Here is a 17,903-nt window from a genome sequence, read left to right as displayed (position 1 = left end):
GCGAATGCGGTGCGTGGATCAACCGGCCTGCGCGACGGCGGCAGGCGGGACGGACGGCGTGGTGGCAGCCGTAGAGGCGGGAGCGGGCGTGGGCGCCGCGGGCGTTTCCACCGGAGCCTCAGGCTTGGCCGGGGCCTGCCTGGCCTTCTCGGCCGCCAGCCACTGCGCGAACTCCTGCTGGCTGACCGCCTTCACCACGATCGGCATGAACCCATGATCCTTGCCGCACAGCTCGGCGCACTGGCCGCGGTAGATGCCGGGCTTGTCGATCGTGGCCCAGGCTTCGTTGACGATGCCGGGCACCGCGTCCTGCTTCCAGCCCAGCGCCGGCACCCACCAGGAATGGATCACGTCGTCCGCGGTCAGCACGAAGCGGACCTTGGTGCCCACCGGCAGCACCAGCGCGTTGTCCACGTCCAGCAGGTAGTGCGGGGCGTCGGCCATGGTCACGACCTTGCCGCTCTGGCGCAGCTCATCGTGCTTGCGCGCCAGGCGACTGGTGAAACCGACGCCCTCGCCCAGGTATTCGTACTTCCACATCCACTGGTAGCCGGTGACCTTCACCGTCATCTGCGCGTCGCGCACGTCGTACATGCGCATCAAGCCGCTGGTGGCGGGGAACGCCAGGCCGATCAGGATCAGCACCGGGATCGCGGTCCAGACCAGCTCCAGCCGGGTGCTGTGGGTGAACGAGGTATCCGCCACCGCGCCCCTGGACTTGCGGAAGCGGACGATGGCGATGGCCATGGCGCCGAACACCAGGACGCCGATCACCACGCACACCCACAGCACCCACATATGTGCATCGTAGGCCGCCTGCGAGGTCGGGGTGACGCCCTGGCCCATGTTCAGCTGCCAGGGATGCGGATCGGCGGGGCCTGCCGCCGGGTCCTGCGCCTGCGCCAGCAGGGGCAGCGCGGCGCCCATCGCCGCCAGCGCCAGTTGTTTCATACGACCGGATGTCATCACGCCAAGCCCCGCCTGTCCTGTGTAAGTCCGAAGTGGCACGGTCGCGGCATGCACGTCTGCGCCCCGCCCGCCGGCCGACATCAAGAAGCTGAACGGAACACAAACCCCTTGACCAGTCTCGAAGATTACTGGGGCCGCGGGTACTCGGCAACCATCGCATGCGTCATCTGGACCGGCGATCTACACTAGTGCATTGCAATCCGACGCCTGCGGGCCCATGAGCACCCGTCCCCCACCGACTCCGATCCTGTCCCCGGAACTCCCGCCCGTCCCCGCCCCCACCCGCGCCGCGATCACCGCCGGCTGGATCCGCGACGAAACCACCTACGTCCGCGAATTGCTGGAGCAGGCCCGCCTGCCTACCGTCGACCACGATGCCGCGCAGGCGGTGGCCGCCGATCTGGTGCGCCGGGTGCGCGCCCGCGCGCGCAACCAGGGCGTGGTCGAGGCCTTCATGCGCCAGTACGACCTCGGCAGCGAGGAAGGCGTTTTGCTGATGTGCGTGGCCGAGGCGCTGCTGCGCATCCCCGATCAGGACACCGCCGATGCGCTGATCCGCGACAAACTGGGCGATGCCAACTGGAAGAAGCACCTGGGCCAGTCCGATTCGCTGCTGGTGAATGCCTCCACCTGGGGCCTGCTGCTGACCGGCAAGCTGGTGGACCTGGCCGACGACACCAAACGCGACGTGCACGGCGCGTTCCAGCGCCTGATCGGCCGCGCCGGCGAGCCGGTGGTCCGGCTGGCGGTGCGCCAGGCGATGAAGATCATGGGCCACCAGTTCGTGCTGGGGCGGACCATCGAGGAAGCGCTGGCGCGCAGCCGCAAGGGCGACAACGCCGCCTACCGCTACTCGTTCGACATGCTGGGCGAAGGCGCGCTGACCACCAGGGACGCGCTGCGCTACCAGGACGCCTACCGCGGCGCGATCCACGCGATCGGCCGCGACTACGCCCCACGACGCGCGCAGGGCGCCGATGCGGTGTTCGCCGCGCCCAGCATCTCGGTCAAGCTCTCGGCGCTGCACCCGCGCTACGAGCACGCCAAGCGCGCCCGCGTGCTGGCCGAGCTGGGCGAACGCCTGCTGGAACTGGCGCGTCTGGCGCGCGACTACGGCATCGGCCTGACCATCGACGCCGAGGAGACCGACCGCCTGGAGCTGTCGCTGGACCTGGTGTTCCAGGTGATGGCGGATGCCTCGCTGGAGGGCTGGCACGGCTTCGGCATCGTGGTGCAGGCCTACCAGAAGCGCGCGCCGTTCGTGATCGACCACATCGTGCACATGGCCGGCCAACTGGGCCGCCGCATCCCGGTGCGGCTGGTCAAGGGCGCCTACTGGGACGCCGAGATCAAGCGCGCGCAGGTGGAAGGCCAGGCCGGCTACCCGCTGTTCACCCGCAAGCAGAACACCGACGTCAGCTATCTGGCCAATGCCCGCCGCCTGCTGGACGCCGGCAGCGCGGTGTATCCGATGTTCGCCACCCACAACGCGCACACCATCGCCACCGTGCACCGGATGGCGCGCGCCATGCGCGGCCGCCGCGACTTCGAGTTCCAGAAGCTGCACGGCATGGGCGACGACCTGTACGCCGAGGTGATCCCGGCCGACCGCCTGGATGTGCCCTGCCGCGTGTACGCGCCGGTCGGCAGCCACGAAGACCTGCTGCCCTACCTGGTGCGCCGCCTGCTGGAAAACGGCGCCAACTCCAGCTTCGTCAACCGCATCACTGACGAGGGCATCCCGGTCGAGGAACTCATCCGCGACCCGGTGGACTTCGTGTCCACGCTCGAACACATCCCGCACCCCCGCATCCCGCTGCCGGTCGATCTGTACCGCAGCCAGGGCCAGCCTCGAGACAATTCCATGGGCATCAATCTCGCCAACGACGACGCGCTGCGCACGCTCGCCAGCGCCATGAACGACGCCGGCGCCGGCCGCTGGACTGCTGCACCGCTGGTGCCGGGCATCCAGCCAGACGGCGAGCGCATCGCGGTGTCCAATCCGGCCGACCGCCGCGAGGTGGTCGGCCACTGGCAGCCCGCCAATGCGGCGACCATCGAGCGTGCGCTGGCCAATGCCATCGCCGCGCAGCCGGCCTGGGACGCGATGCCGGCCGCCTCACGCGCGGCCATCCTCGAACACGCGGCCGATCTGCTGGAAGCACGCCTGCCGCAGTTCATGGCGATGTGCGTGAAGGAAGCCGGCAAGACCATCGCCGATAGCGTAGCCGAGGTGCGCGAGGCGGTGGACTTCCTGCGCTACTACGCACTGCAGGCGCGCGAGCATTTCGCACCGATCCCGCTGCCTGGGCCGACCGGCGAATCCAACCAGCTGCAGCTGTCCGGACGCGGCGTGTTCGTGTGCATCAGCCCGTGGAACTTCCCGCTGGCGATTTTCACCGGCCAGATCGCGGCCGCACTGGTCGCCGGCAACAGCGTGATTGCCAAGCCGGCCGAGCAGACCAACCTGATCGGGTTTGCCGCGGTGCAGCTGCTGCACGAGGCCGGCATCCCGCAGGACGTGCTGCAGTTCGTGCCGGGCGACGGCGCCAGCGTGGGCGCGGCGCTGACCCGCGATCCGCGCGTGGCCGGGGTGGCCTTCACCGGCGGCACCGACACCGCGCGCCTGATCAACCGCGCGCTGGCCGGCCGCGAGTCCGGCCCGATCCCGGTGCTGATCGCCGAGACCGGCGGCCAGAACGCGATGATCGCCGACAGTTCGTCGCTGCCAGAGCAGGTGGTCAAGGACGCAATGGGCTCGGCCTTCACCTCCGCCGGCCAGCGCTGCTCGGCCGCGCGCATCCTGCTGGTGCAGGACGACATCGCCGACAAGGTGATCGCCATGCTCGCCGGCGCGATGGCCGAGCTGAAGGTCGGCGATCCAGCCCTGCTTTCGACCGACGTCGGCCCGGTGATCGACGCCGAGGCCTGCCAGGTCCTGACTACGCACGCCACCCGCATGGACGGCGAGGCGCGCCTGATCGCGCGCACCCCGCTGCCGCCCGAAACCGAACACGGCACCTTCTTCCCGCCCACCGCCTGGGAGCTGCCGTCGATCGCGCTGCTGCGCGAGGAGAAGTTCGGCCCGGCCCTGCACGTGGTGCGCTTCAAGACCGACGAGCTGGATGCGGTGGTGGATGCGATCAACGCCACCGGCTACGGCCTGACCCTGGGCATCCATTCGCGGATCGACGCCACCATCGAGCGCATCGTGGCGCGCGCCAGGGTCGGCAACATCTACGTCAACCGCAACCAGATCGGCGCGGTGGTCGGGGTGCAGCCGTTCGGCGGCCAGGGTCTGTCCGGCACCGGCCCCAAGGCCGGCGGCCCGCACTACCTGCCGCGCTTCGCCACCGAGAAGACGGTGACCATCAACACCACCGCCGCCGGCGGCAATGCCAGCCTGCTGACCCTGGGCGACTGATCCGCGTTTGCCCCGCGCCCCGCGCGCGGGGCACTACTGCGCGGCCTCCGCGACCTGCAACGAAAAAGCCCCGCCGGAGCGGGGCTTTTTCTTGCTGCATGATCGCGAGATCAGAAGCGGTACTGCATCGACACGCCCACCAGGTCGGCATGGCCGGTGTACTTACCAGCCAGGGTCGAGGTGTTGCCGGACGCCGCATCCACCGGCAGATTGATGGTCGGCGACTTGATCTCGATGCGCTGATAGGCGGCATCGAAGGACAGGCTGTCGCTGACGTGCCAGCTGGCGCCGATCGAGTACAGGGTGCGATCGTTGTCGGGCAGACGCGGCGTGCGGTAGGTGTCGTGGGTCGGGGTCTTGTCCTTGCCAATGCCGCCGCGCAGGGTCAGCGCCGGCGAAAGGTCGTATTCCATGCCCAGCGAGTAGAAGTGGGTGTTGCTCCAGTGGAACGGCTCGCTACCCACCACGGTGCCGTTGCTGCGCTTGATGGTGACATCCTGCAGCGAGTCCCAGCCGGTGTACTGGTAGTCGGCCAGCAGGCGGACGTTGTCGGCGAAGGCGTACTTCACACTCACGGTGGTGATGCTCGGGGTCACCAGGCGCGCGCCGCCGGGACCGCTGACGAAGCGTGGATCGCTGGACAGCAGGGCCGGCACGCCGGAGAAGTACAGATCGCCCTTCAGTTCGTGCTTGATTTCCGAACGGTAGCTCAGGCCGATCGCCAGCTTGTCGTTCGGGGCCAGCTGCGCGCCGATCACGAAGCCGATGCTGTTGTCGGCGCCCTTGACCTTGAACGCGCCATCCAGCGCCTGCGGCTGGAACGGATAGCTCGGGTTGAAGCAGTTGGCCGGGTTGCCGGAGCCCGCGCAGATCGCGGTGCCGAAGTCGATCGCCTTGGTCAGGGTGGCCTGCGCGCGCTCCCAGATGAAGCCGGCGCCGATCGACACGCCGTCACTGAGCTTGAGCGCGGCCGACAGGGTGAGATCCATGGTCTTCACGTCGGACTCGATGGCGCGGTAGCGGCCCACCCAGTTCGCGTCGTACTTGGTGGCCAGGCCGAACGGCGCGCCCAGGCTGGCGCCCAGGGTCAGGCCTTCCAGCGCGCCGTGCATCGGGAACACCGCGGCCATGTTCGGCACCGGGGTCGGGGAGCCGGGGTCGCCGCCATTGCCGCCGGTCAGGGGCTTGGCCGGGTTGCCGAGGATGGCGCCGCCGCCGTTGAACTTGGCATTGAGGTCGATCACGGTCAGGTCGGCCTGGAAGGTGTTCTTGTCCAGGTTGACCATCGCCGCCGGGTTGAGCGAAACCACCGCCGCGTCCTTGCCGACCAGGCTGCCGGCGTTGGACTTGCCCAGGTTCTTCACGCTCTGTTCGCGCAGCTGGAAGCCCGAAGCGGCCGCCTGGCCGACAAACAGGGTGCCGAGTACGGCCAGCGCGAGGGCCGAGGCGCGGATCTTGCGAGTGTTGTCCATTGTGATGTGTCTCCGAATGCTAGAGCGGTATGGTTTTGTGTTGCCAGCAGCGATCGGCGAAGATCGCCGGGCGCACGCGTCGCGTGTGCGCGCACCGGAGTTCCCCCTCCACGTACGTCGCCGTATGCGACTATACCGCAAACTTTAACCCTGCTCTAACAATTCCTCCGGCCCGCCACGGCCCCGCATGTTCGTCGCCATCCCACCCCGCCCGCAGCGTCATTTCGTGTGGGCCACTCCTACCCTGTTCGCCCTGCTGTGGACTGGCCTACGTGCTGGCCGCCCTGCATGCGCCGGCCGGCAGCCTGGCCACCGCACTGGACTGGGGCGTGCTCAGCGGCGGCCTGGACAGCGTGGACGACTGGCGGCGGGCGCTGGCCGACGGCAGCGCGCTGCGTCTGGTCTCGGCCCTGTTCCTGCACGCCGACTGACTGCACCTGCTGGGCAACCTGGTGTTCCTGCTGATCTTCGGGCTGCCGGCGGAACGGGTGATGGGCGGCACGCGGCTGCTGCTGCTGTTCCTGCTCGGCGGCGCGGTGGCCAATCTGGCCGCGGTGCTGGCAATCGAAGCGCCGGACCGCATCATCATCGGCGCCAGCGGCGCGGTCTCGGCCCTGATCGGCGCCTATCTGGCCCTGCTCCCCGGCGCGCGCCTGGGCGTGGTGCTGCCGCTGGGCCTGTTCCTGCAGTTCGTGCGGGTGCCGGCGTTCCTGCTGATCGGCCTGTGGGCGCTGCTGCAGGTCGGGTTTGCCTATGCCGGCCCGGCCTTCGGCGCGGTGGCCTGGCCGGCGCATATCGCCGGCTTCCTGTTCGGGGTCGTGTTCGCGCTGCTGACCAAGGCGGCGATCGCGCGCCGCCTGCGCCGCCAGCGCGGCTATTGAGGCGTTGCCGGGGCGGGCTTCGCCCCGGGCTTGGCCGGGGCCGGGGACGTTGCCGACGGGGCGGGCACGGGCTTGCCGCGCGGCGGCTTGGCCACGGGGGCTGGCACCGGCGCGATCCCGGCCATCGCCTTGAGTTCGCGCAGGGCGGCATCGATCGGCTTCTGCCCGGGCAGCACCTCGCCGGCGTTGTCGCCTTCCATCGCACCCGCCTCGGCGGCGAGATGGCCGGGCAGCTCCGCCTCGCTGATCGGCGCCGGCCGGCGCAGGCCGTCCTCGGGATGCAGGACCGCGTCCGGCGTGATTCCCAGTGCCTGGATCGAATGCCCGCTGGGGGTGTAGTAGCGCGCGGTGGTGAGCTTTACCGCATCGCCGTTGTCCAGCGGCAGCAGGGTCTGCACCGAGCCCTTGCCGAAGGTGCGGCTGCCCACCACCCGCGCGCGCCTGTTGTCGTGCAGCGCGCCGGCCAGCACCTCGGCGGCGCTGGCCGAACCGGCATCCACCAGCACCACCACCGGCGCGCCGTGCAGGCGGTCGCCCGGGGGTGGCATCGAAGCGGGTGGTGCCGATCGCCTCGCGCCCGCGGGTGCTGACGATGTTGCCGCTGTCCAGCAGCTCATCGGCGATCTGCACCGCGCCCACCAGCAGTCCGCCGGGGTTGCTGCGCAGGTCGATCACCAGCCCGCGCAGCGGCGCGGGCTTTTGCAGGGCATCGAGCTGCTTGACGAAATCGGCGGCGGTATCGGCCTGGAAACTGGCGATGCGGATGTAGCCGAAGCCCGGCTCCAGCATCCGCGAGCGCACGCTGGCGGTACGGATGGTGTCGCGCACCAGGCTGAGGTCGAACGGCTCGCGCACGCCCTCGCGCACCACCTTCACCACCACCTTGGTGCCGGCCCTGCCACGCAGCGGCGCGGAACCGTCGCTCTGGCCGGGCAGCAGCAGCTTGCCATCGATCGCCACGATGCGGTCGCCGCTGCGCAGCCCGGCGCGCGCGGCCGGGCTGTCGTCCAGCGGCGCGATCACGCGCAGGCTGCCGTCCGGCAGCTGCTGCAGCTGCACGCCGACGCCGTCGTAGGCGCCGCGGGTCTGCTCGTCGAAGTCCTCGGCATCGGCCCTCTCCAGATAGGCACTGTGCGGGTCGAGGTTGAACAGCAACCCGCGCACCGCCGACTGCATCAGGGTGTGGTCGTCCACCGGGTCCACGTAAGCCTGCTTGATCGCGTTGTACACGGTGACGTAGCGGCGGATCTCCTCCAGCGGCACCTTGGAGGCCGCCAGCGCGGCCACGTCCGGGTCCTCGCCATCGTCCTGCACCGGCGGCGGCGCGGCGTCCGCTGCCGGCGCGGGCGCAACCTGCTGCGCCACGGCCAGCAGCGGGGATGCGGCAAGCGCCAGCGCGATGAGAAGGGAAAGTGGCCTGGTCCGCATGCAGTGCTCCCGCTGATGGAATCCCTGGTGGAATTGCTGGTGGAATTGCTGGTGATATTGCCGGTGAAACCGGCGACCGCACCCGCAAAACGCCGATGATCGCCGTTCGACCCGTGCACGCCGGCGTGGTTCCCCTCATCTTGCCTGCGAACGCGGCGCGCGGCACGCCGGCGCTGTCATTGCCGGCTCAGCCAGGCCGCGGGGTTGACGGGCGCGCCGTTGTGGCGCAGTTCGAAGTACAAGGCGGGCACCGCCTGCCCGCCGGAGGTGCCGACGGTGGCCACCGCATCGCCGCGCCGCACCGCATCGCCGGCGCTGCGCAGCAGGCTGTCGTTGTGCGCGTACAGGCTCATGTAGCCATTGCCGTGATCGATGATGAGGATGTTGCCGTAGCCGGTCATCCAGTCGGCGAACACCACGGTGCCGTCGGCCACCGCCTTCACCGGGGTTCCGGCACCGGCAGCGATCAGCACGCCGTCGCTGCGGCGGCCATCCGGCAACCGCCCGGCATAGCCGGCCAGCAGGCCCCCGGCGACCGGCCAGCTCAAGCCGCCGACGCGCAGGGCCGGCGCACTGGCCACCGTCGGCCGCGGCACCGGCTTGCCGCTGGCACGCGCCTGGCGCTCGGCCTCCGCCTTGGCCTGCGCGGCCTCGCGCGCCGCCCTGGCCGCCGCCGCGCGCAGCTGCGCCAGCAACTGCTGCAGGGCCTTGGCGTCCTGCCCCAGCGCCTGTTCGCGCGCGCTGCGATCCTTGTACTGGTGGTCCAGCTTGGCCAGCAGGCCGGCGCGCTGTTGCCGCGCCTGCTGCAGCTGCGCCAGCTGGCGGGCCTGCTGCCGGCGCGCCGCCTCCATCGCCCGCTGGCGGCGGGTAATCTCGTCTTCCAGCCCCTGCAGGTGCGCGATCTCCTCGCCCAACTCCCGGATGCGCGCAGCCTGCGCGCGCTGCAGATAGCCTTGGTAGGCGAGCTCACGCTCACCGTCGGCCACCCGATCCTGCGCCAGCAACGCCTTCAATGCAGGCGCATCGCCGGCCACCTGCGCGGCGCGCAGCAGGCGCGCGAGCTCGGCCCGGCGCGCCGCCAGCGCCTCGGCCTGGCGCCCGCGCTCGGCCTGCAGGCGCGCCAATTCCTGCGCATCCTGCTGCAACTGCGCCTGGGTCTGCTGCAGGGCGCGCTGGGTGCTGCCCACCTGCTCATCGGCTTCGCGCAGGCGCTGGCTGGCCTGGCCGCGCTGGTTTTCCAGCTTGCGCCGCTGCGCCGCCACCTCGCGCAATTCGCCGCGCACGCTCTGCAGGCGCTGCTCGGCCTCTTTCGCATCTTTCGCCTCCTGCGCACGCAGGCCGCCCGCGGCGAATAGCAGGCAGCAGGCGACGCTGGCGGCCAGCCGGCGCATCAGGCCGGCAGCAGCAGGCTGCGCCCGGTCATCGCGGCCGGCTGCGGCAGCCGCATCAGGTCGAGCAGGGTCGGCGCCACGTCGCGCAGGGCGCCGCCTTCGCGCAGGCGGGCCGGGCGCTCGCCCACGTACACCAGCGGCACCGGACCGACCGTGTGCGCGGTGTGCGGCTGGCCGGTCACGGGATCGCGCATCATTTCCAGGTTGCCGTGGTCGGCGGTGATGACCAGCGCACCGCCGGCCGCACGCACCGCCGCTGTGATCCGCCCGATCGCCACGTCCACCGCCTCGGCGGCGCGGATCGCCGCCTGCAGGATGCCGCTGTGGCCGACCATGTCGGGGTTGGCGATATTGCAGACGATGGCGTCGAAACGCCCGCTGGCGATCGCCTCCACCAGCCGCCCGGTCAGCTCCGGGCAGCTCATCTCCGGCTGCAGGTCGTAGGTGGCCACTTTCGGGCTGGGGATGAGGATGCGCTCCTCGCCGGGGAACGGCACCTCGCGCCCGCCGCTGAAGAAGAAGGTGACGTGCGCGTACTTCTCGGTCTCGGCGATGCGCAGCTGGGCCAGGCCCGCCTCCGCCACCACTTCTCCGAAAGTCTGGCGCAGATCGTCCGGGGCGAACGCCACCGGCGCCGGCAGGCGGACGTCGTATTCGGTCAGGCAGACGAACCGCGCCAGCGCCGGCCGGCGCGCGGAGAACCCGTCGAACGCGGGATCGACGAACGCCGCAGTGAGCTGGCGCGCGCGATCGGCGCGGAAGTTCATGAACACCACCGCATCGCCGTCGCGCATTGGCCGGGCGCCATCGAGCACGGTAGGCACGACGAATTCGTCGGTCTCGCCGCGGGCATAGGCCGCCTCCAGCGCCGCCAGCGCATCGCCGGCGCGGTATTCGGCCCGCGCCTCGACGATCGCGTCCCACGCGCGCCGTACGCGGTCCCAGCGCTGGTCGCGGTCCATCGCGAAATAGCGGCCGCCGAGGCTCGCGATGCGCGCATTGCCCAGCCGCGCGCACAGCGCCTGCAAGGCTTCCAGACTGGCGCGCGCCGATTGCGGCGGGGTATCGCGGCCGTCCAGGAAGGCATGCACGGCCACATCCGGCACGCCGGCACGGTGGGCCAGCTCCAGCATCGCGAAGATATGGCGTTCGTGGCTTGCACGCCGCCGGGCGAAAGCAGTCCCATGACGTGCAGGGTGCCGCCGTCGGCCTTGGCCGCCGCGCAGGCGGCGGTCAGCTCGGGATTGGCGAAGAAGCTACCGTCCTCGATCGCGGCATCCACCCGGGTCAGGTCCTGATACACGATGCGGCCGGCGCCGAGGTTCATGTGGCCAACCTCGGAATTGCCCATCTGCCCGTCCGGCAGCCCGACGTACTTGCCTTCGGTATGGATCAGCGTGTGCGGGCAGTTCGCCAGCAGGCCGCGCCAGTGCGGCAGTTCGGCCAGCGCCAGCGCGTTGTCCGCAGTCTCCTCGCGGTGGCCCCAGCCATCCAGGATCAGCAGGACGACGGGCCTGGGGCGCGGGGCGGCGGCAATGGACACGGGGCACTCCGGGGAGGTTCGGCGGATGCGTGATTGTAGCGGCGTGTAAACCCTGCGCCGTCCCGCCGCATCCCAGCAGGCACATCCCCATGGCCGGGAGGCCCGATGAAACCCCTGTTGCTCTGCACGTTCCTGCTCGCCTCCGGCGTGGCGCTCGCCGCCCCGCAGGCGCAACCCCCGCTGCGCGACATCGACAAGGTCAACGGCGGCATCGTCGCGGAGGCCGGGCAGGCCTACGGCCGGCTGGAGACGGTGAACGGCGGCATCACCCTCGGCCGCGGCGCCCGCGCCAGCGGCGTGGAAACCGTGAACGGCGGGATCACTGCCGGCGATGACGTCACCCTGCGCAGCGCCTCCACCGTCAACGGGGGCATCCGCTTCGGCCAGCGCACCCGCATCGACGGCAACCTGGAGACCGTCAACGGCGGCATCGCCCTCGATCGCGGCGGCGTGGTGCGCGGCAAGGTCAGCTCCGTCAACGGCGGGATCGCCCTGCAGGCCAGCACGGTCGAAGGCCGGGTGGAGACCGTCACCGGCGACATCACCGTGGGCAGCGGCTCGCGGGTAGTCGGCGGCATCCTGGTGGAAAAGCCGAAGGGCGCGCTGCACGGGCTGTTCGGCAAGCCCAAGATCCCGCGCATCGTGATCGGCCCGGAGGCGGTGGTGGAAGGCCCGATGGTGTTCGAACGCGAGGTGAGGCTGTACGTGCACGCCAGCGCCCGCATCGGCAGCGTCACCGGCGCCAGCGTGGTGCGCTACCGCGGCGAGCACCCGCCGGCCGACTGACTGCCGCGCCCGGCCGGATCCTCCTAGAATCGCGGGACATCCGCTCCCGGAGTCCCACGATGCGTCTGCCACTCCTGCTGTTCCCCCTGGCCTTGTGCGCTTGCCAGCCGTCGAACGACAGCACCGCGGCGGCAACGGCGGCCACCGGTGCGCCTGCCGCCGTGAGTGCGCCCCGTGCTGGCGATCACGCCTACCAACCCACCATCGCGGCTGCCGATTTCGCCGCCCACGTGGAGCGCCTGGCGTCGGATGAATTTGGTGGCCGCGCGCCCGGCAGCCCGGGCGAACAGAAGACGGTGGAATACATCAAGTCGCAGTTCGCGCGCATCGGCCTGCAGCCGGGCAACGGCGAGCACTGGTTCCAGACGGTACCGATGGTGCGCAGCGTGGCCGACCCTTCCACGGTGCTGCATCTGGCCATCGGCGACACCCGCCAGGACCTCGCATTCGGCACCGACATGGTGGTCGTCACCCGCAGCGGGAAATCGCGCGTGGAGCTCAAGGACAGCCCGCTGGTCTTCGTCGGCTACGGCATCAATGCCCCGGAACGCGGCTGGAACGATTACGCCGGGCTGGACGTACGCGGCAAGACCGTGGTGATGCTGGTCAACGATCCCGGCTTCGCCAGCGGCGATCCACGCCTGTTCGACGGCAAGCGGATGACCTACTACGGGCGCTGGACCTATAAATTCGAGGAAGCCGCGCGCCAGGGCGCCGCGGCGGCGCTGATCATTCATGACGCGCCCGGGGCCTCGTACGGCTGGGACGTGGTGCGCAATTCCTGGTCGGGCCCGCAGTACGACCTGCCGGTGGCGGCCGATCCTTCGCCGCGGCTGCCGGTGCAGGGCTGGATCACCGGTGAGGCCGCCCAGGCGCTGTTCGCGGCCGCAGGACAGGACCTGGCCAAGCTGCGCGCTGCGGCCGGCAAACCCGGATTCAAGCCGGTGCCCCTCCCCGCGGCCGCCTCTCTGCGCCTCGACAGCACGATCAGCACCGCGCAGTCGCGCAACGTGCTTGGCCTGCTGCCCGGCCGCGAGGCTGCGGACGAGGCCATCGTGTACATGGCGCACTGGGACCACCTGGGCACCCATGAAGGCGAACCCGGCGACAACATCTACAACGGCGCGGTGGACAACGCCACCGGCGTGGCCGCGCTAATGGAACTGGCGGAAGCGTTCCGGCATGCGCCGACGCCACCGAAGCGGTCGATCCTGTTCCTGGCGGTGACCCTCGAGGAATCCGGCCTGCTCGGCTCGCAGTATTACGTCACCCACCCGGTGATCCCGCTGGCCAAGACCGTGGCCGTGTTCAACATCGACGCCCTGGCGCCGATCGGCAAGGCCCGCGACATCACCGTGGTCGGCAAGGGCAATTCGCAGCTGGAGGATCTGCTGGCGAAGGCCTTGCGCCAGCAGGGGCGACGCCTCAGCGAAGAGTCGAACCCCGCGGCCGGTTTCTATTTCCGCTCCGACCACTTCAACTTCGCCAAGGCCGGCGTCCCGGCGCTGTACATCGACAGCGGCGAGGATCTGCTGGAAGGCGGCCGCGCCGCGGGCGAAGCCGCCAACCGCGACTACACCCTGCACCGTTATCACACTCCGGCCGACCAGTTCGATCCGGCGACCTGGAAGCTGGACGGCATCGTGCAGGATCTGGAGGCGCTGTATGCCGTGGGCGCGGGCCTGGCCAACAGCGGCCAATGGCCGACGTGGCGCGCAGGCAGCCCCTTCGAGGCCGCGCGCGACGCGATGCGTCCGCCTGCCCCCGCTGCCATGCCCAGGCAATGACCGAGCGGCTTCGGGCTAGACTCCCGGCATCCATTCACCGGGAGCCACGCCCATGTTCATCGCCTATTGCTGCGTCCTGATCGCCGCCTGCCTGCCCTACCTCTGGACCGTGATCGCCAAGACCAGCGTGCCCGGCTACAACAACAAGGACCCGCGCGGCTGGATCGCCCGCCAGGACAGCTACCGGGTGCGCAATGCCTACAACGCCCACCTCAACGCCTTCGAGGCCTTCCCGGCCTTCGCCGCGGCGGTGCTGATGGCGCAGTTCGCGCAGGTGACACCGCAGCACGTGGCCTGGCTGGCGCTGGCGTTCATCGGCTTCCGCGTGTTGCACGGAATCTTCTACATCACCGCGGTGCCGCTCCTGCGCAGCCTCTGCTGGCTGGGCGGTTTCGCCTGCGTGGTCGCGCTGATGGTGTTGGCCGCGGCCAAGGTTGGGGGCTGAGACTCTCCGGTTCACAGCCCCCGCTTCCCCGGTCGGTTTTTGAGCGCGCAAAGGAAAACCCCTCCCGGTGCGGGAGGGGTTTGGGGGATAAGGCCCTGGCGATGACCTACTCTTGCATGGTTTGGACCACACTACCATCGGCGCAGCTGTGTTTCACTTCCGAGTTCGGGATGGGATCGGGTGGGACCACAGCGCTGTTGTCACCAGGGAGAGGGTGGAGGGTCGCCGGCTGTTGCGGAGGGATCCGCATGCAGCAGCGCCACGCTCTCAAGGGGGGAAAGAAGAGTGACGAGCATTTGTCGCAAGCCGGCAACGTGCCGAGGCCAAGGGTTGCGGGTTTCAGGAAAGTCTGCACCGGACGTGCAGGCTTTTGCGCAGGGATGCGCATAAAACCGAAGCAACTTGAGGTGATATGGTCAAGCCACACGGATCATTAGTACAGGTAAGCTCAACGCATTGCTGCGCTTACACACCCTGCCTATCAACCACCTGGTCTTGATGGGTCCTTCAGGGGGCTTGTGCCCCGGGAGATCTCATCTTGAGGCGCGCTTCCCGCTTAGATGCTTTCAGCGGTTATCGCTTCCGAACATAGCTACCCGGCAGTGCCACTGGCGTGACAACCGGAACACCAGAGGTTCGTCCACTCCGGTCCTCTCGTACTAGGAGCAGCCCCTCTCAAATCTCCAACGCCCACGACAGATAGGGACCGAACTGTCTCACGACGTTCTGAACCCAGCTCGCGTACCACTTTAAATGGCGAACAGCCATACCCTTGGGACCGACTACAGCCCCAGGATGTGATGAGCCGACATCGAGGTGCCAAACACCGCCGTCGATATGAACTCTTGGGCGGTATCAGCCTGTTATCCCCGGAGTACCTTTTATCCGTTGAGCGATGGCCCTTCCATACAGAACCACCGGATCACTAAGTCCTACTTTCGTACCTGCTTGATCCGTCGATCTTGCAGTCAAGCACGCTTATGCCTTTGCACACAGTGCGCGATGTCCGACCGCGCTGAGCGTACCTTCGAGCTCCTCCGTTACACTTTGGGAGGAGACCGCCCCAGTCAAACTACCCACCATACACGGTCCCCGACCCGGATCACGGGCCCAGGTTAGAACGTCAAGCACATCAGGGTGGTATTTCAAGGTTGGCTCCACCGCAACTGGCGTCACGGCTTCACAGCCTCCCACCTATCCTACACAGACGAACTCAACGTTCAGTGTAAAGCTATAGTAAAGGTTCACGGGGTCTTTCCGTCTTGCCGCGGGAACGCTGCATCTTCACAGCGATTTCAATTTCACTGAGTCTCGGGTGGAGACAGCGCCGCTGTCGTTACGCCATTCGTGCAGGTCGGAACTTACCCGACAAGGAATTTCGCTACCTTAGGACCGTTATAGTTACGGCCGCCGTTTACCGGGGCTTCGATCAAGAGCTTCGCCTTGCGGCTGACCCCATCAATTAACCTTCCGGCACCGGGCAGGCGTCACACCCTATACGTCCACTTTCGTGTTTGCAGAGTGCTGTGTTTTTGATAAACAGTCGCAGCGGCCTGGTTTCTTCGGCCAACCTCAGCTATGAACCATGGTTGGCGCACCTTCTCCCGAAGTTACGGTGCTATTTTGCCTAGTTCCTTCACCCGAGTTCTCTCAAGCGCCTGAGAATTCTCATCCTGCCCACCTGTGTCGGTTTACGGTACGGTCTGCGTAAGCTGAAGCTTAGGAGCTTTTCCTGGAAGCGTGATATCAGCAGCTCTGTCCATGCGGACTCGTCCTTGGCCTCAACGTTGCGCTCCCGGATTTGCCTAAGAGCACCGCCTCAACCCTCTCACCGGGACAACCAACGCCCGGCCTGCCTAACCTTCTCCGTCCCTCCATCGCACTTACGCGAGGTGCTGGAATATTAACCAGCTTCCCATCGACTACGCTTTTCAGCCTCGCCTTAGGGGCCGACTCACCCTGCGTCGATTAACGTTGCGCAAGGAAACCTTGGGCTTTCGGCGTGCGGGCTTTTCACCCGCATTATCGTTACTCATGTCAGCATTCGCACTTCCGATACCTCCAGCAGACCTCTCGATCCACCTTCGCAGGCTTACGGAACGCTCCTCTACCGCGCATCCCAAAGGATGCACCCCAAGCTTCGGTTCAACGCTTAGCCCCGTTAAATCTTCCGCGCAGACCGACTCGACCAGTGAGCTATTACGCTTTCTTTAAAGGGTGGCTGCTTCTAAGCCAACCTCCTGGCTGTCTGTGCCTTTCCACATCGTTTTCCACTTAGCGCCGATTTGGGACCTTAGCTGTGGGTCTGGGTTGTTTCCCTTTTCACGACGGACGTTAGCACCCGCCGTGTGTCTCCCGTACAGTCCGTCCCGGTATTCGGAGTTTGCAATGGTTTGGTAAGTCGCGATGACCCCCTAGCCATAACAGTGCTCTACCCCCGAGAGGATACATACGAGGCGCTACCTAAATAGCTTTCGAGGAGAACCAGCTATCTCCGGGTTCGATTAGCTTTTCACTCCTAATCACACCTCATCCCCGACCTTTGCAACGGGCGTGGGTTCGGGCCTCCAGTACCTGTTACGGTACCTTCACCCTGGGCATGACTAGATCACCCGGTTTCGGGTCTACTGCCTGCGACTATGCGCCCTTATCAGACTCGGTTTCCCTTCGCCTCCCCTATCCGGTTAAGCTCGCCACAAACAGTAAGTCGCTGACCCATTATACAAAAGGTACGCCGTCACCCTTGCGGGCTCCGACTGCTTGTACGCACACGGTTTCAGGGTCTATTTCACTCCCTTCACCAGGGTTCTTTTCGCCTTTCCCTCACGGTACTGGTTCACTATCGGTCGGTCAGGAGTATTTAGCCTTGGAGGATGGTCCCCCCATGTTCAGACAGGGTTTCACGTGCCCCGCCCTACTCAATTTCATCGACCAGGCCCTTTCGCATACGGGGCTATCACCCGCTATGGCCACCCTTTCCAGAGTGTTTTGCTAGAACAAGATCGACTTTTGGGCTAGTCCGCGTTCGCTCGTCGCTACTGACGGAATCTCGGTTGATTTCTTTTCCTACGGTTACTTAGATATTTCAGTTCACCGCGTTCGCCTTGCATGGCTATGTATTCACCATGCAATACCCTTGCGGGTGGGTTTCCCCATTCGGACATCGCCGGATCAAAGCTCATTGCCAGCTCCCCGACGCTTTTCGCAGGCTGTCACGTCCTTCATCGCCTCTGACCGCCAAGGCATCCACCGTGTGCGCTTATTCGCTTGACCATATCACCCCAAGTTGCCTCGGAGCGACACGTACCCAGCGAATGGTACGACTATCACACTTGATAAAGATGGCGTCCGCCATCTCGCCTCAGCCTCGACACGTTGCAAGACTTGCGTCTCAAACGCTCGTTTGACTCTTCTTCCCGATTGTCAAAGAACATGACCGGGCCACACTGCCCAGCCATTTCAAAGTGTGTGTGCGCGTCATTCAGAGTGGTGGGTCTGGGAGGACTCGAACCACCGGCCTCACCCTTATCAGGGGTGCGCTCTAACCACCTGAGCTACAGACCCAGCTGTCTTTACCTTCAGTGGTGGAGCCTGTCGGGATCGAACCGACGACCCCCCTGCTTGCAAAGCAGGTGCTCTCCCAGCTGAGCTAAGGCCCCGTGCCTCAACAGCGAGCGGGACACGCGATCCCTGTGGAATCACGCTCTCTGAATGCAGGTCACTTGTGCGGACGTCTGGCAATGCGTTGCCATGTCTCAAAAGGAGGTGATCCAGCCG

7 protein-coding genes, 2 tRNA genes, 3 rRNA genes and 3 pseudogenes (1 of these 15 only partly in view) are annotated in these 17,903 nt (G+C 67.4%); 5 read left to right on the top strand and 10 right to left on the bottom strand.

All coding sequences use genetic code 11. The annotated features are described in order from the left end of the window. Window positions 1-18: 18 nt before the first annotated feature. Window positions 19-927 carry a cytochrome c oxidase subunit II gene (coxB, locus tag LJB71_RS03635; RefSeq protein WP_259304728.1) on the bottom strand — a complete coding sequence of 303 codons (909 nt, stop codon included), beginning with the start codon at window positions 925-927 and terminating at the stop codon, window positions 19-21. A gap of 259 nt (window positions 928-1,186) precedes the next feature. Between coxB and putA the strand changes: the two genes are divergently transcribed. Continuing rightward, the gene (gene putA, locus LJB71_RS03630) at window positions 1,187-4,393 is read left to right on the top strand and encodes a bifunctional proline dehydrogenase/L-glutamate gamma-semialdehyde dehydrogenase PutA (RefSeq protein WP_259303117.1); all 3,207 of its coding nucleotides are present in this window, start codon (window positions 1,187-1,189) and stop codon (window positions 4,391-4,393) included. 110 nt (window positions 4,394-4,503) lie between these two features. Here the strand turns inward: putA and LJB71_RS03625 are convergent, their stop codons facing one another. After that, window positions 4,504-5,865, bottom strand: coding sequence for an outer membrane protein transport protein (locus tag LJB71_RS03625; RefSeq protein ID WP_259303116.1), 1,362 nt, complete (start codon window positions 5,863-5,865; stop codon window positions 4,504-4,506). 187 nt (window positions 5,866-6,052) lie between these two features. Between LJB71_RS03625 and LJB71_RS03620 the strand changes: the two are divergent. After that, a pseudogene (locus tag LJB71_RS03620) lies at window positions 6,053-6,746 on the top strand (rhomboid family intramembrane serine protease). On the opposite strand, the pseudogene LJB71_RS03615 reads toward LJB71_RS03620, so the two are convergent. The 3 genes and pseudogenes from LJB71_RS03615 to gpmI all read right to left on the bottom strand — a co-directional run bounded on the left by LJB71_RS03615 (window position 6,740) and on the right by gpmI (window position 11,102). Next, window positions 6,740-8,174, bottom strand: a pseudogene (locus tag LJB71_RS03615) (S41 family peptidase). The pseudogenes LJB71_RS03620 and LJB71_RS03615 overlap by 7 nt on opposite strands. 176 nt (window positions 8,175-8,350) lie before the next feature. Next, window positions 8,351-9,565, bottom strand: a complete 1,215-nt coding sequence (locus LJB71_RS03610) for a peptidoglycan DD-metalloendopeptidase family protein (protein WP_259303115.1) — start codon at window positions 9,563-9,565, stop codon at window positions 8,351-8,353. Further along, window positions 9,565-11,102 (bottom strand): annotated as a pseudogene (gpmI, locus tag LJB71_RS03605) (2,3-bisphosphoglycerate-independent phosphoglycerate mutase). The gene LJB71_RS03610 and the pseudogene gpmI overlap by 1 nt, the downstream one beginning before the upstream one ends. 111 nt (window positions 11,103-11,213) lie before the next feature. On the opposite strand from gpmI, the gene LJB71_RS03600 reads away from it, so the two are divergent. The 3 genes from LJB71_RS03600 to LJB71_RS03590 are packed head-to-tail and all read left to right on the top strand — an operon-like array spanning window position 11,214 to window position 14,126. Next, entirely contained in the window at window positions 11,214-11,894 is a 681-nt protein-coding gene (locus LJB71_RS03600) for a hypothetical protein (protein WP_259303114.1), read from the top strand. A gap of 59 nt (window positions 11,895-11,953) precedes the next feature. Continuing rightward, window positions 11,954-13,681 (top strand): M28 family metallopeptidase, encoded by a 1,728-nt coding sequence (locus tag LJB71_RS03595; RefSeq protein ID WP_259303113.1) that lies wholly within the window; start codon window positions 11,954-11,956, stop codon window positions 13,679-13,681. A gap of 52 nt (window positions 13,682-13,733) precedes the next feature. Next, a complete protein-coding gene (locus tag LJB71_RS03590; RefSeq protein ID WP_259303112.1) occupies window positions 13,734-14,126 on the top strand; it encodes an MAPEG family protein in 393 nt (130 codons plus the stop codon). Window positions 14,127-14,219: 93 nt separating this feature from the next. Here LJB71_RS03590 and rrf read toward each other — a convergent pair. From rrf to LJB71_RS03565, 5 genes are all read right to left on the bottom strand, one after another. After that, window positions 14,220-14,334, bottom strand: a 5S ribosomal RNA gene (gene rrf, locus LJB71_RS03585). Window positions 14,335-14,538: 204 nt separating this feature from the next. After that, a 23S ribosomal RNA gene (locus LJB71_RS03580) occupies window positions 14,539-17,399 on the bottom strand. A 214-nt stretch (window positions 17,400-17,613) separates the two neighbouring features. Then, window positions 17,614-17,690, bottom strand: a tRNA-Ile gene (locus tag LJB71_RS03575). Window positions 17,691-17,708: 18 nt separating this feature from the next. Continuing rightward, a tRNA-Ala gene (locus LJB71_RS03570) sits at window positions 17,709-17,785 on the bottom strand. A 99-nt stretch (window positions 17,786-17,884) separates the two neighbouring features. After that, window positions 17,885-17,903 (bottom strand): 16S ribosomal RNA (locus tag LJB71_RS03565) (it continues 1,527 nt past the right edge of the window). The 16S, 23S and 5S rRNA genes sit together here with 2 tRNA genes alongside, the layout of an rRNA operon.

It is taken from the genome of Thermomonas sp. S9 (assembly GCF_024704365.1).
In the GTDB taxonomy this organism is placed as follows: domain Bacteria; phylum Pseudomonadota; class Gammaproteobacteria; order Xanthomonadales; family Xanthomonadaceae; genus Thermomonas.
Note: the sequence above shows the minus strand (reverse complement) of the source record. Positions and strands in the feature narration are given on the sequence as shown.